Below are 13,721 nucleotides of genomic sequence, written 5' to 3'. Positions count from 1 at the left end.
GGGCGATCCCTGTTTTCGGAACAGGGTCACGCGTCCGGGCATCCACGCCCTCCGGCGACCTGCTCTATCCGCCGCGGATCGCCATCAGCACCCGTTCCGGCGTCGCCGGCGCGTCCAGCCGGTCGGTGCCGATCGCATCCTTCAACGCGTTCCACACCGCGGTCGCCAGCATCAGCGGCGGCTCGCCCACCGCCTTCGAGCGGAAGATCGTCTCCGACCGCGCCGGGGCATTCTCCAGCAGCCGGGTCTTCAGCACCGGCGGCACGTCGCGGCTGCCGGGGATCTTGTAGGTGGCGGGGCCGAGGGTGCGCAGGCGCCCTTCCCCGTCCCACCACAATTCCTCGCAGGTCAGCCAGCCCATCCCCTGGACGAAGGCGCCCTCGACCTGGCCGATATCGATGCCGGGGTTCAGGCTGCGGCCGCAATCCTGCACCAGATGGGCCGCGAGGCAGCGATGCTCGCCGGTCATGGTGTCGACCGCGACCTCCACCGCCGCGGCGCCGTAGGAGAAGTAGAAGAAGGGCTTCCCCCGCATCGTCGCGCGGTCCCAGTGGATGTCGGGCGTCCGGTAGAAGCCGGTGGCGGAAAGCGAGACGCGCTTCATGTAGGACAGCTTGGCGAGTTCGCCGAATTCCATCGCCCGGTTGCCGCCGCCGGTGACGCGGCCCTCGACGAATTCGACGTCGCCTGGCGCGATGCCCCATTCCTCCGCCGCGACCTCGGCCATGCGGCCACGGATCGCCACCGCCGCGGCATGCGCCGCCCAGCCGTTCAGGTCGCTGCCGGTGCTGGCGGCGGTGGGGGAGGTGTTCGGGACCTCCGCCGTGCTGGTCGCGGTGATGCCGATCTTCCCGACATCCACGCCGAAGACGCTGGCGACCACCTGGGCGATCTTGACGAAGAGGCCCTGCCCCATCTCCGTCCCGCCATGGTTCAGCCGGATGGACCCGTCGGTGTAGACATGCACCAGCGCGCCGGCCTGGTTCATGTGCATCTGGCCGAAGGAGACGCCGAAGGCCAGCACCATGCTGCCGAGGCCGCGCCGCAGGTAGGGGTGCTGCGCGTTGAAGGCGGCGATCTCGGCCCGCCTGGCGTCCCAGTTGCTGTCGGCCTTCACCTCCGCCCAGACGCGGCGGATGAGATCGCCCTCCAATTCCTGCCCGTAGGGCGTCTCGGCGCCGTTCCCGCCGCCGGCGAAATTGCGCGCGCGGACATCTTCCGGCGGCAGGCCGAGCGACTTCGCCACGCGGTGGACCACATCCTCCATCAGCAGCAGGCCCTGCGGCCCGCCGAAGCCACGGAAGGCGGTGTTGCTGACGGTGTTGGTCTTGCAGGCCAGCGCGCGCACGGACAACGCCGGCACGTCGCAGCAATTGAGCGCATGGGTGATGGCGCGGAAGATCACGCCGCCGGTCATGTCGAGGCTATGGCCGGCATCGGCGGCCATGGTCGCATCCAGCGCCAGGATGCGGCCGCTGGCATCGAATCCCGCGGTCCAGCGGTACAGGAACGGATGCCGCTTCCCGGTCGCGGCGATGTCCGCCTTGCGCGACAGCCGCAGCTTCACCGGCCGGCCGAGCCGCCGCGCGCCCAGCGCCGCGGCGGCGGCGACCCAGCTTGCGTTGCTCTCCTTGCCACCGAAGCCGCCACCCATGCGGCGGGTGGTGACCATCACCCGGTTATACTCGCACCCCAGGACCCGGGCGACGACATGCTGCACCTCGGTCGGGTGCTGGGTGGAGGAATGGACCTGCATGTCGCCGTCCTCCCCCGGCACCGCCATGGCGATCTGGCCTTCGAGGTAGAAGTGCTCCTGCCCACCGGCGCGCAATTCGCCGGACAGGCGCAGCGGCGCCGCGGCCAGGGCGGTGCCGGGATCGCCGCGGGTGATGGCCTGAGGCGGCATCACCCAGGCCTCGCGCGCGATGGCGTCCTCGATGCTGAGGACCGGCGGCAGGGGGGCGATCTCGGGCTTCAGCGCGGCGGCACCGGCGATCGCCGCGTCGCGCGTCTCGCCGATCACCACGGCCAAAGGCTGGCCGGCGAATTCGACCAGGCCGTCGGCCAGCATCGCTTCGCCGGATCCGGCCGCGGCGATGTCGTTCAGCCCCGGCACGTCGCCCGGCAGCAGCACGGCCACCACGCCGGGCACGGCGCGGGCCGGCGCGGGGTCGATCGGCGCGAGCCGGCCATGCGCGACGGGGGAGAGGCACAGCGCCGCATGCAGCAGCCCCGGCGGCTCCGCGATGTCGTCGAGGAAGCGGGCCTCCCCGGTGGCGTGCTTCAGCGCGCTGTCGTGCCGCAGCGAGGCGCCCATGCCGCGGGCGGTGGTGACTTGGTTCACAGCGCGTGCACCTCCGCCGCCAGGTCAGGTCGCGCGACCCGCCAGTACAGCCGCCGCAGCAGCCCCTGCGCGGCGGCCAGCCGATAGGCCGCGCTGCCGCGCCAGTCCGACAGCGGCGCGAAGTCCTTGGCGAGTTCGTCCGCCGCATCGGCGAAGCAGGCCGGCGCCAGCAGCCCACCGCGCAGCATCGCCTCGGCATGCTTGGCCCGCGCCGCCATCGGGCCCATGCCGCCGAAGGCCAGCCGCGCCTCGGCGATGCGGCCCGCCTCGACCCGCACCAGGAAGCCGGCGCTGGTCGCCGAGATGTCCTGGTCGTGCCGCTTCGAGATCTTCTCGCAGGCCAGCACCGCACCCTTCGACGGCCGGGGCAGATGGACGGAGACGATGACCTCGTCCGGCGCCAGGGTGGTCTTGCGGTAGCCGAGCAGGAAATCCTCGACGCTCGTGCAGCGTTCGCCGCGCGCCGAGGCGATGCGCAGCGAGGCGCCGAGGGCCAGCAGCGGCGGCAGCGCGTCGCCGATCGGGGAGGCGGTGCCGAGGTTGCCGCCGAGCGAGCCCAGCGCGCGGATCTGCCGCGAGCCCAGCCGCGTCATCATCGCCGCCAGCGGCGCCAGCGCGCCGTCCAGCAGCGGCAGCAGCCGTGCATAAGGCGCAGCGGCGCCGATGCCGATGCCGGCGGCGTCCGCCGTCAGCGCCTGCAACTCCGGCACGCCGAGCAGGCCGATGACCGTGGCCGGGCGCTGCCGGTGCTCGCTGACAAGCAGGCCGAGATCGGTGCCGCCGGCGAGCAGCATGGCCTGCGGATGTTCGGCGCGCAGCGCAAGCAATTCCGCCAGCGTGGCGGGGCGGTGGAACACCTGCCCCTCGGCCGCGAAGGTCGCGCTCGCGGGGGCCGGCAATGCCGGCGGCGCGGCGCCGTCGTCCTCGAGCCGCGCGAAGGCCTCGACGATCGGGCGGTAGCCGGTGCAGCGGCAGAGGTTGCCCGCCAGCGCCTCGTGCACCGCCCCGCCCTCGCGGGCATGCGCCCAGGCGGACATGGTGATGCCCGGCGTGCAGAAGCCGCATTGGGTGGCGTCGCCCTCCGCCAGTAGATGCTGCACCGGATGCGCGCCGCCCTCCGCGCCGCGCAGGCCCTCCACCGTGCGCACCGCCATGCCGTGCAGCTGGCCGAGCATCGCCAGGCAGGCATTGATCGGCGCGCGGTGGCCGTCCGGCTGTTCCAGCACCACGGTGCAGGCGCCGCAATCGCCCTCGGCGCAGCCTTCCTTGGTGCCGGTCAGCGCCGCCGGGCCGCGCAGCCAGTCCAGCAGGGTCATGGTGGGGGAGATGCCGGGCGGCAGGGTCACCGGCGTGCCGTTCAGCACGAGCATGATGCGATCGGTCATGCCCGGGAGGCTAGCAAGCGCCGCGCCAGCCTGGGATGAAGGATGCGCGTGCCGTACAACGTAGACGGGTAGCCCGGGCTATCGCCGATCCGCCGACTCGTTCGCGTAGCCGCGGCCGAAGCGGCGTTCCAGCCGGCGCTGCACCAGGTCCCACAGCGTGGTCAGCACCAGGTAGTAGAGCGCCGCGACCAGGAAGAGCTCCAGCACCATGAAGCGTTCCTGGATCAGCACCTGGGTCCGCCGCAGCAACTCGTCCACGCTGATGACGCTGGCGACCGAGGTGGTCTTCAGCAGCCCGTTCACGCTGTTGCCGAGCGGGGGGATGACCACGCGCAACGCCTGCGGCCAGGTCACCAGGCGGAAGACCTGCCCGCGATGCAGGCCGAGCGCCAGGGCCGCCTCCCGCTGCCCCTTCGGCACCGACTGGATGCCGGCGCGCAGGATCTCGGACAGATAGGCGGCCTCGTTCAAGGAAATGCCGATCAGCGCGGCTTCCCAGACCGAGAAGCGGAGGCCGAACAGCGGCAGGCCGGTATAGATCACCAGCAGCTGCACCAGCAGCGGCGTGCCGCGGAAGATCCAGCAGTAGAAGACCGCGAAGCCGCGCAACACGGCATTGCCCGAAAGCCGCAGCACGGCGATGCCGAGCCCGATCACCAGCCCGCAGACCAGCGACCCTGCGGTCAGCGCGACCGAGATCAGCGCCCCCTCGAGCAGATAGGCGTTGAAGAGGTAGTCGAGGAACCCGTCCCAACGCCAGACCTGCATGGCTGGGGCTTAGCTTGGGCCCACCACGTCGAAGGGCCCGTCGAAGGCCTTCACGCCATACTTGTCGAGCAGCGCGCCGAAGCTGCCATCCGTCTTCATCTCGCCCAGCACCACCGCCACCGCCTGGGCCAGCACCTTGCTGCGCAGGCCGAAATTGATCGGCGTGCCGAACAGGCCGCTCAGCGCCCGGGTGAAGTCGCCGCGCTCGTCGTATTCCTTGCCGGTGCTGTCGATCGAGACGGCGGCGTCGAGCTGGCCGACCCGCAGCGCCTGGAAGCTCACCGCGAAATTGTCGAAGGGCCGGATGGTGATGGGCTTGAGCCCCTTCTCCTCCAGGGCGCGGGCGATGTCCTGGGTGCGGCGGAATTCGAAGCCGCCCTGCTCGACGCCGACGGTGAGGCCCGCGAGGTCCTCGAACTTCGTGATCCTGCGCGGGTTGCCGCGCGGCACGCTGATGCTGATCGCCTGTTCCTCGTAGCGCACGAGGTACATCAGCTTGGCGCGCTCCTCGGTATAGAACATGCCGGTGTTGATCATGTCCCAGCGCCGCGCCGCGAGGCCCGGGATCATCGCCGCGAATTCGACCCGCACATGCTCGACCGAGAGGCAGAGGCGGCGGGCGATCTCGGCGCCGAGCTCGACCCGCATGCCGACCAGCTGGCCCTGCGCGTTGACGTATTGCATCGGCGGCAGGGTCGGGTTGGTCGACAGCGTCAGGGTGCGCGGCTTGACCAATTCGCTGTCCGGCACGCGCGGCGCGCAGGTCTGGGCCCAAGCGGACAGGGATGCGGGCATGGCCGCCGCGGCAAGCGCGGCGCCGAACAGCAGGCGGCGAATCATGGTCCCCAGGATCCCCTCTATTCCGCCGCGGCGCGGCCGGCAGGCATGACGCCCATGTCCTGCAAGACCCGCGCCAGGGCGGGCAGGTCGCGCTCCGGCAGCGGCAGGCGGGGCGGCCGCGGCGCGCCCATCTCCATCCCCATCAGCCGGAAGGCCGCCTTGGTGCCGGAGACGTAGCGCGGCCCGCCGACCCAGGGCAGCAGCGGGGCAAGGCGACGGTAGAGCGGCAGCGCCCTTTCCCGGTCGGCCTCGAAGGCGGCGGCGAACATGTCGCGCGACAGTCGCGGCGCCACGTTGCTGCAGACGGCGACCCAGCCGATCGCCCCCAGCCAGGCACTTTCATAGCCGAGCACGCCGGCGAAGACCTCCATCCGGTCGCCGCACAGCGCGACGATGTCGCGCACGCGGGTGACCTCCAGCGTGCTCTCCTTGACGTAGCGGCAGTTCGGGATGGTCGAGAGCCGCGCCAGGGTCGTGGGCAGCAGGTCCACATTGGCCGTCGCCGGGTTGTTGTAGACCATGATGGGGATGCCGATGGCGTCGGCGACGGTCTTGTAGTGGTGGTAGAGCTCGTCCTCGGTCGGCACGCTGTAGTAGGGCGGGATGATCATCACGCCGTCGGCGCCAAGCGATTCGGCCTCGCGGCTCAGCGCCACCACCTCGCGCGTATCCTCGGCGCCGGTGCCCATCAGCACAGGGACGCGGCCGGCGGCGGTGCGCACGACGCATTCGGTGATCGCGGTGCGTTCCTCTCGGCTCACCGACAGGAACTCGCCGGTGGAGCCGAGCGGGATGAGGCCGTCGATGCCCTCGGCGATCTGGAATTCCACCAGCCGCGCCAGCGCCGCCAGGTCCACCGCGGCGCCATCCGCGGTGAAAGGCGTGATCAGGACGGTATAGGTGCCGCGGAAGGGCTTTTGCACGATGAGGGGCCCGTTCATGCTGGAAGCGATGAGCGAAACCCTTCCCCATTCCCTGCCACGCGGCAAGGGCATGCGCCTCCGCCACCCCGATATCCAGCGAGCGGCGGAGCCCGTCCGCCTCAGCTTCGACGGCACGGCGGTGGCGGCGCTGCCGGGCGAGACCCTGGCCGCGGCGCTTTCGGCCGCCGGCATCCTGGCCTTCCGCCGGACGGAGAAGGGCGCGCCGCGCGGCCTGTACTGCGGCATGGGCGCCTGCTTCGACTGCCTCGTCACGGTGGACGGCAAGGCCAACCAGCGCGCCTGCCTGGTGAAGGCGCAGGTGGGCATGGTGGTGGAAAGCGCGCCGCCCGCCACGCCTTTGCCCCTCGCCCCGGCCCCGGCGGCGATCGCGGACCGCGCCTGCGACCTGCTGGTCATCGGCGCCGGCCCGGCCGGGCTGGCCGCGGCCGAGGCCGCCGCCGCGGCCGGTGCCCGGGTGGTGGTGCTGGACGAGCGCGGCGAGGCCGGCGGGCAATACCTCAAGCCGCTCGCCGCCAGCCATGCCCATGCCGCGCCGGACCGGCAGTTCCGCCAGGGCGACGCGCTGCGGGCCGCGGCGCGGGCGGCCGGGGCGGAGATCCTGACCGGCGCCACCGCCTGGGGGGCCTTTTCCGCACCGGATGAAAGCCGCTCCTCGGCGGGCGAGATCGGCGCCCTGGTGGGCGATACCGCCGTCACCTTCCGCCCGCGCCGGCTGGTCATCGCGGCCGGCGCGCATGAACGCCCGGTGCCGATCCCCGGCTGGACCCTGCCCGGCGTCATGACCACCGGGGGGATGCAGACCCTGGCGCGGGCCAACCGCGTCTCGCCGGGGGAGCGCGTGGTGATCGCCGGCAACGGCCCGCTGAACCTGCAGCTTGCCTGCGAACTGCTCGCCGGCGGGGTCGCGGTCGCGGCGGTGGCGGAAGCGGCACCGAGGCCTGGGCTGGCGCAGTGGCGGCAGGCGGCGGCGCTGCTGCGGGCCGGGGCGGACCTGGCCTGGGACGGGCTCGGTTACCTGCGGACGCTGCGCGCCGCGGGCGTCCCGGTGCTCTGGGGCTGCACGCCCCTGGCCTGCGAGGGCGAGGACCGCTTCGCCACCCTGGTCCTGGCGACGCCGGCGGGCGAGGCGCGGATCGACGCGGATGCCTGCGCCCTCAACCTCGGCTTCCAGCCGGAGACCGGCCTGGCCCGGGCGCTGGGTGCCGCGCACCGCTTCGTCGATGACGGGCTCGGCCGGTTGGAGACGGTGACCGACGCCGACGGCCGCACCTCCCTCCCCGCGGTCTTCGCCATCGGCGACGGCGCGGCGATCGGCGGTGCCCGCGTCGCGCTCGCCCGCGGCCGGCTGGCCGGGCTGGCGGCGGCGCGCGACCTCGGCCTCGTGGCGCCGGACGACCGGGCGGCGCGGGCGGCGCTGCGCCGGGCGCTCGACTTCCAGGCGGCGCTCTGGCGGATCTTTGCGGCGCCCCCCTTCGATGTCGCCGCCATCGCCGACGGCACCATCCTCTGCCGCTGCGAGGAGGTCACGGCGGGCACGCTGCGCCGGGCGCAGGCGGAGGGCGCGGCCTCGCTCGGCGCGCTGAAGAAGGCGACGCGGGCCGGGATGGGCCGCTGCCAGGGGCGGCTGTGCGGCGCGACCCTCGCCCGGCTGTGCGGCGCCACCGAGGAGGCCGGCTTCGCCGCGCCGCGCGCCCCGGTGAAGCCGGTGCCCGCCGCGGCGCTGATGCTGGAACTGCCGGAGGCGGAGGCGGCCGGCCCGGTCTTCGCCGCGCCCGGCTACAACGCCCGCAACACCCACCCCACCGCCCCGCCGCCGCCTGCCTGCGACGTGCTGGTGATCGGCGGCGGCGCGCTCGGCCTCTCCACCGCACTGTACCTGGCGCGGGAGGGCGTGGACGTGCTCGTGGTGGAACGCGGCGAGGCCGGCATGGGCGCCAGCACCGCCAATGCCGGCAGCCTGCATGTCCAGCTCCTCACCTACGACTTCGACGGCGAGAGCGACCGCGGCCCGGCGATCGACCGCCTGCCGCTCGGCCCGCGAAGCATCGCGCTGTGGCGGGAGATCGCGGCGGAAGCCGGCGAAGGTTTGGGCATCCGCACCGAGGGCGGGCTGATGCTGGTGGAGACCGCGGCGGAATTCGCCTGGGCCCGCGCCAAGGTGGCGGTGGAACGGGCCAAGGGGCTGGAAAGCCACCTGCTGGGCGCCAACGAGCTGCGCGCGGTCGCCCCCTATCTCGGCCCGGATTTCATCGGCGCCTGCTTCTCCCCGGCGGAGGGGCAGATCGACCCGCTGCGCGGCACCCATGCGCTGCGCCGCCTGGCCGAGCGCGCCGGCGCCCGGCTGCAACAGGGGGTGGAGGTTGAGGCCATCGCCCGGGACGGCGCCGGCTTCCGGGTGCAGACCGCGAGCGGGCCGATCCGCGCCGGGCGGGTGGTGAATTGCGCCGGCGCCCATGCCGGGCGGATCGGCCGCATGCTGGGGCTCGCGCTGCCGGTCCTCGGCACCGTCCAGCAGGTGATCGCCACCGAGGCGGCGGCGCCCGCCATGCGGCACCTGGTCGCCCATGCCGGGCGGCACCTCTCGCTCAAGCAGGGCGATGGCGGCCATCTGCTGGTCGGCGGCGGCTGGCCGGGGGTGCTGGACGGCCGGGGCACGCCGCGCAACCTGCGGCGCTCGATCGAGGGCAACCTCTGGGTCGCCGGCCGGGTGCTGCCGGGGATCGCCGGGATGCATGCGCTGCGCGCCTGGACCGGCCTGGCGGTGGAGGTGGACCGGGCGCCGCTGCTGGGGGAGACGCCGGGCATCCCGGGCCTCTTCCATGCGGTCACCAGCAACGGCTACACCCTGGCGCCGATCGCCGGGCGGATGACGGCGGAGGCGGTGCTGGGGCGGGCGGCGGTGCCGCCGGAATTCACCCTGGCGAGATTTGGGTAAGCAAGGGAAGGTCGGGGAGAAGGTATTCTCCCCGAACCCCTCATCTATTTCTGTGGGTCGGCACCGGCCGCGCGGCGAATGCCCAGCCCACAAAAAGGAAGGGTGGGGTCTGGGGAGGGAATACTTTCCCCTCCCCAACCTTTCTTGGCCGAGGCAACACGGAGGGGGAACGCAAGCGATGCAACTCGGCATGGTCGGCCTGGGCCGGATGGGCGGCAACATCGTGCGGCGGCTGCTGCGGGCGGGGCATCACTGCGTCGCCTATGACCGCGACCCGGCCCCCGGCGCGGCACTGGCCGCCGAGGGCGCCGTGGCGGTCGCCGACCTGCCGGCGATGGTCGCCGCGCTCGACGCCCCGCGCGCCATCTGGGTCATGCTGCCGGCCGGTGCGGCGACCGAGGAGGCGCTGGTGACGCTGGCCGGCCTGCTCTCGCCCGGCGACGTGCTGATCGATGGCGGCAACAGCTTCTGGAAGGACGGCGTCCGCCGCGGCGCCATGCTGCGGGAGAAGGGCCTGCATTTCCTCGACATCGGCACCTCGGGCGGGGTCTGGGGCCTGGCCCGCGGCTACAGCCTGATGATCGGCGGGGAGGATGCGGTGGTCCGCCGGCTGGACCCGATCTTCGCCGCGCTGGTCCCGGGCGAGGCCGCCGCCCCGCCCACCCCGGGCTTCGCCGGCGATCCGCGGGCGGCGCAGGGCTATGTCCATGCCGGGGCGAACGGCGCCGGGCACTTCACCAAGATGGTCCATAACGGCATCGAGTACGGCATGATGCAGGCCTTCGCCGAGGGCCTCGACATCCTCAAGCACGCCGACAGCGCGGCCTTGCCCGAGGACCACCGGCTCAGCCTCAACCTCGGCGACGTCACCGAGGCCTGGCGGCGCGGCAGCGTGGTGGCGTCCTGGCTGCTCGACCTGACGGCGCAGGCGCTGGCGCAGGACCCGGAGCTGGAAAGCTTCTCCGGCCATGTCTCCGACAGCGGGGAAGGCCGCTGGACCGTGCAGGCGGCGGTGGAGACGGCGGTCTCGGCCCCGGTGCTGTCCGCCGCGCTCTATGCCCGCTTCGCCAGCCGGGACGAGGCGCGGTTCTCCGGCAAGGTGCTCTCGGCCCAGCGGAAGGGCTTCGGCGGGCATCTGGAGCCGGCGAAGCCGTGACCCATCTGGTCCTGGTCATGGGCGTCTCCGGCGCCGGCAAGAGCACGGTGGGGACGCTGCTCGCCGCGCGCCTCGGCGCCCCCTTCGCCGATGCCGATGCCTTCCACCCCCCGGCCAACATCGCGAAGATGTCCCGCGGCGAGCCGCTGGTGGACGCCGACCGCTGGCCCTGGCTGGATGCGATCGGCGCCTGGCTCGATGCCCGCGCCGCGGCCGGCGAGGGCGGCGTCGTCACCTGTTCCGCGCTGAAGCGCGCCTACCGCGAACGGCTGCTGGCCGGCCGGCCAGCGGTGCGGCTGCTGCATCTTGCGGGCGATCCGGCGCTGATCGCGGCGCGGCAGGCGGTGCGGCCGGACCACTTCATGCCGGCCAGCCTGATGGCCAGCCAGTTCGCCACGCTGGAGGTGCCGGGCGAGGCGGAGGGCGTCATCACCCTGTCGGTCGAGCCGCTGCCCGAGGCGATCGTCGCCACCGCCCTCGCGGCACTCGGCGAGGCGGGCTGACCGCCGCGGGGCACCTCCCCGGCCGGGACCTGCTGGGCTAGACAGGCCGGGACGCCGCGCCGCCGGCGCCTCGCCCCATCCCAGGAGGAACGCCGCTCCATGTCCCTATCCGCTGCCGACCGCGCGACGCTGGAGACCATCTCCACCGCCACCATCACCACGCTTCTCCTGAAGAAGGGCCTGCGCAACATCTGGATGCGCGGCCCGCAGCCCTTCACCCCGACGGCCAAGGGCAAGCGGATGGTCGGCCCGGCCTTCACGCTCCGCTTCGTCCCGGCGCGGGAAGACCTGGCGACGCCGGAGAGCTGGTCCTCCCCCCGCTCCACCCGCGCGGCGATCGAGGCCATGCCGGAAGGCGTCATCGCCGTGGCCGATGCCATGGGCTGCACCGATGCCGGCATCTTCGGCGACATCCTCTGCGCCCGGCTGATGAAGCGCGGCGTCACCGCGCTCGTCACCGATGGCTGCGTCCGCGACGTCGCCGGCGTGACCGGCACCGGCATGCCGGTGTGGTGCCGCGGCGGCGCGGCGCCGCCCTCGGTCGCCGGCCTGACCTTCACCGGCTGGCAGGAGCCGATCGGCTGCGGCGGCGTCGCGGTCTTCCCGGACGACATCATCGTGGTGGACGACGACGGCGCGGTGGTGATCCCCAAGGCCTTCCTGGCCGAGGTCCTGGCCGGCGGGCAGGAACAGGAACGCCTGGAAGCCTGGATCGTCGGCAAGGTCGAGCAGGGCGAGACGCTGCCCGGCCTATACCCGCCCAACGCCGAGAACAAGGCGCGCTACGAGGCCGAGAAGGGCCAGTAACGCCCGCGCCTTGACGACGGGCGGCGGCGCCCGGACCCTCGCCTCCAAGGCTATGGAGAACCCCGAGGCATGGCGCCGCCGCCCGCATCCCCCGCACGCTTCCCCTTCTGGACCGAGGAGAAGCTGCGGCTCGCCGACACCGACATGAACGGCCACATCAACAACGGCGCCATCGGCGCCTTCTGCGAGGCCGGCCGCGCCGAGATCATGCAGGCCGTCGCCGGCCCGCCGGAGACGCGCGCCGTCGGCATGGCGGTCGCCCGGGTCGAGATCGACTACATCAGGGAGATCCACTACCCCGGCCGGGTGCGGATCGGCACCTGCGTGGCGCGCATCGGCCGCAGCAGCATCACGGTGGAACAGGCGCTGTTCCAGGGCGAGGTATGCTTCGCCACCTCGCGCGGCGTCATGGTGATGCTGGACCGGGAGACGCGCCGGCCGGCGGAGATGCCGGCGGCGCTGCGGTCCGGCTTCGCGGCCTTCGCCCCGGCCGACGAGGCCGCCTGAGCCGGCCCGCCTGGCTGCCCGTTTCCCGGGCAGCGCTGGGCGCGGTGCAGGCAGCGGGCCACGATGCCCGGGCACGGTGGTCGGATTCGGGCACCGGCCGGCGGTTGCGGGGCTCTGGCATGGCCGTTGCCTCGTGGGACGGCCTCGCCTGCCGGGAGAAACCGCCGTGCCACGCCTCTTCGCCGATCCGCTCGATGCTTCCGCGCGCCTGGGTGCCTGCGCCTGCGGCCAGGACCATGCCGGCCTGGCCTGCGACGCACCGCCGCCCGCCGACGGCACCGGCGCCCATGGCGAGGCCGCCGAACAGGCGGTGTTCCGCGCCGTCTTCCCGGATGACGCGACCCGCCGCGGCCTGCTGACGCGCTTCGGCGCCGCCGCGGTCGCCGGCGCGCTCGCCTCCGTCTTCCCGCTCGGCGCGGCGCGCGAAGCCATGGCCCAGGCGACCGGCACGCCGGAGAAGAAGGACCTGAAGATCGGCTTCATCCCGATCACCTGCGCCACGCCGATCATCATGGCGCATCCGATGGGCTTCTATCAGCGGCATGGGCTGAACGTGGAGGTCATCCGCACCGCCGGCTGGGCCGTCATCCGCGACAAGTCGATCGCCCGCGAATACGACGCCGCCCACATGCTCTCGCCGATGCCGCTGGCCATGTCGCTCGGCGTCGGCGTCGCCGCGCCGATCCCCTGGGCGGTGGCGGCGATCGAGAACACCAACGGCCAGGCCATCACCCTGGCGAACAGGCACAAGGACCGGCGCGACCCGAAGGACTGGAAGGGCTTCCGCTTCGCCGTGCCCTTCGACTTCTCCATGCACAACTACCTGTTGCGCCACTACCTGGCGGAGCACGGGATCGACCCGGACAAGGACGTGCAGATCCGCTCCGTCCCGCCGCCGGAGATGGTCGCCAACCTGCGGGCCGACAATATCGACGGCTTCCTCGGCCCCGACCCCTTCAACCAGCGCGCCGTCTTCGACGGCGTCGGCTTCATCCATGTCCTGACGAAGGAGCTGTGGGACGGCCACCCGTGCTGCGCCTTCGCCGTGCCGCGCAGCATGATCAGCGAGACGCCGAATACCTTCGGCGCGCTGCTGCGCGCCATCGTCGAGGCGACCGCCCATGCCGCCAAGCCCGAGAACCGCAAGGAGGTGGCAACCGCGATCAGCGCGCAGAACTACCTGAACCAGCCGGAGACGGTGGTGGCGCAGGTGCTGACCGGCACCTTCGCCGACGGTCTCGGCGCGGTGCAGCGAGTGCCCAACCGCATCGGCTTCGACCCCTTCCCCTGGCAGTCCATGGCGATCTGGATCCTCACGCAGATGCGCCGCTGGGGCCAGGTGAAGACCGAGCTCGACTATGCCCAGGTGGCCGCCCAGGTCTTCCTCGCCCTCGATGCCGGCCGCGCGATGCGGGAGATGGGGCTGGCGGTGCCGGCGAGTGCGACGCGGGGCGAGACCATCATGGGCCGGAGCTTCGACCCGGCGAACCCGGCGGGTTGGGCCGACCGCGCGATCCGCGGCGCCTGACGCC

General features: G+C 73.0%; 11 protein-coding genes. 6 read left to right on the top strand and 5 right to left on the bottom strand.

The genetic code is table 11. The features are described from left to right. Window positions 1-64 precede the first annotated feature (64 nt). From xdhB to dapA, 5 genes are all read right to left on the bottom strand, one after another. Window positions 65-2,344 carry a xanthine dehydrogenase molybdopterin binding subunit gene (gene xdhB, locus ACFQS7_RS13060; protein WP_380067514.1) on the bottom strand — a complete coding sequence of 760 codons (2,280 nt, stop codon included), beginning with the start codon at window positions 2,342-2,344 and terminating at the stop codon, window positions 65-67. Then, window positions 2,341-3,729 (bottom strand): xanthine dehydrogenase small subunit, encoded by a 1,389-nt coding sequence (locus ACFQS7_RS13055; RefSeq protein WP_380067513.1) that lies wholly within the window; start codon window positions 3,727-3,729, stop codon window positions 2,341-2,343. The genes xdhB and ACFQS7_RS13055 overlap by 4 nt, the downstream gene beginning before the upstream one ends. 78 nt (window positions 3,730-3,807) lie before the next feature. Further along, the gene (locus tag ACFQS7_RS13050) at window positions 3,808-4,497 is read right to left on the bottom strand and encodes an amino acid ABC transporter permease (protein ID WP_380067512.1); all 690 of its coding nucleotides are present in this window, start codon (window positions 4,495-4,497) and stop codon (window positions 3,808-3,810) included. Window positions 4,498-4,506: 9 nt separating this feature from the next. Continuing rightward, entirely contained in the window at window positions 4,507-5,337 is an 831-nt protein-coding gene (locus ACFQS7_RS13045; RefSeq protein ID WP_380067511.1) for an ABC transporter substrate-binding protein, read from the bottom strand. A gap of 17 nt (window positions 5,338-5,354) precedes the next feature. After that, complete coding sequence (gene dapA / locus ACFQS7_RS13040; RefSeq protein ID WP_380067510.1) at window positions 5,355-6,278, bottom strand: 4-hydroxy-tetrahydrodipicolinate synthase; 924 nt, start codon at window positions 6,276-6,278, stop codon at window positions 5,355-5,357. Between the two features lie 10 nt (window positions 6,279-6,288). Here dapA and ACFQS7_RS13035 point away from each other — a divergent pair, with 10 nt between their 5' ends. From ACFQS7_RS13035 to ACFQS7_RS13010, 6 genes are all read left to right on the top strand, one after another. After that, window positions 6,289-9,216 carry an FAD-dependent oxidoreductase gene (locus tag ACFQS7_RS13035; RefSeq protein WP_380067509.1) on the top strand — a complete coding sequence of 976 codons (2,928 nt, stop codon included), beginning with the start codon at window positions 6,289-6,291 and terminating at the stop codon, window positions 9,214-9,216. Window positions 9,217-9,394: 178 nt separating this feature from the next. Beyond that, window positions 9,395-10,372 carry a phosphogluconate dehydrogenase (NAD(+)-dependent, decarboxylating) gene (gene gnd, locus ACFQS7_RS13030; RefSeq protein ID WP_380067508.1) on the top strand — a complete coding sequence of 326 codons (978 nt, stop codon included), beginning with the start codon at window positions 9,395-9,397 and terminating at the stop codon, window positions 10,370-10,372. After that, on the top strand, window positions 10,369-10,875 hold the full coding sequence (locus ACFQS7_RS13025) for a gluconokinase (protein ID WP_380067507.1): 507 nt from the start codon (window positions 10,369-10,371) through the stop codon (window positions 10,873-10,875). The genes gnd and ACFQS7_RS13025 overlap by 4 nt, the downstream gene beginning before the upstream one ends. 99 nt (window positions 10,876-10,974) lie before the next feature. Then, window positions 10,975-11,682, top strand: a complete 708-nt coding sequence (locus ACFQS7_RS13020) for a ribonuclease activity regulator RraA (RefSeq protein ID WP_380067506.1) — start codon at window positions 10,975-10,977, stop codon at window positions 11,680-11,682. Window positions 11,683-11,751: 69 nt separating this feature from the next. Beyond that, a complete protein-coding gene (locus ACFQS7_RS13015) occupies window positions 11,752-12,189 on the top strand; it encodes an acyl-CoA thioesterase (RefSeq protein WP_380067505.1) in 438 nt (145 codons plus the stop codon). A gap of 166 nt (window positions 12,190-12,355) precedes the next feature. Beyond that, window positions 12,356-13,717 (top strand): CmpA/NrtA family ABC transporter substrate-binding protein, encoded by a 1,362-nt coding sequence (locus ACFQS7_RS13010; RefSeq protein ID WP_380067504.1) that lies wholly within the window; start codon window positions 12,356-12,358, stop codon window positions 13,715-13,717. Window positions 13,718-13,721: the final 4 nt, after the last annotated feature.

This window comes from Dankookia sp. GCM10030260, from assembly GCF_042666655.1.
Taxonomy (GTDB): Bacteria; Pseudomonadota; Alphaproteobacteria; order Acetobacterales; family Acetobacteraceae; genus Paracraurococcus.
This window is presented reverse-complemented; position numbering and strand designations above follow the sequence as displayed.

Coding starts and splice junctions, on each gene's coding strand:
- ACFQS7_RS13050 (WP_380067512.1), bottom strand. CDS start 4,497: ATGCAGGTCTGGCGTTGGGACGGGTTCCTCGACTACCTCTTCAACGCC.
- dapA (WP_380067510.1), bottom strand. CDS start 6,278: ATGAACGGGCCCCTCATCGTGCAAAAGCCCTTCCGCGGCACCTATACC.
- ACFQS7_RS13015 (WP_380067505.1), top strand. CDS start 11,752: ATGGCGCCGCCGCCCGCATCCCCCGCACGCTTCCCCTTCTGGACCGAG.
- ACFQS7_RS13035 (WP_380067509.1), top strand. CDS start 6,289: ATGAGCGAAACCCTTCCCCATTCCCTGCCACGCGGCAAGGGCATGCGC.
- ACFQS7_RS13020 (WP_380067506.1), top strand. CDS start 10,975: ATGTCCCTATCCGCTGCCGACCGCGCGACGCTGGAGACCATCTCCACC.
- ACFQS7_RS13045 (WP_380067511.1), bottom strand. CDS start 5,337: ATGATTCGCCGCCTGCTGTTCGGCGCCGCGCTTGCCGCGGCGGCCATG.
- gnd (WP_380067508.1), top strand. CDS start 9,395: ATGCAACTCGGCATGGTCGGCCTGGGCCGGATGGGCGGCAACATCGTG.
- ACFQS7_RS13055 (WP_380067513.1), bottom strand. CDS start 3,729: ATGACCGATCGCATCATGCTCGTGCTGAACGGCACGCCGGTGACCCTG.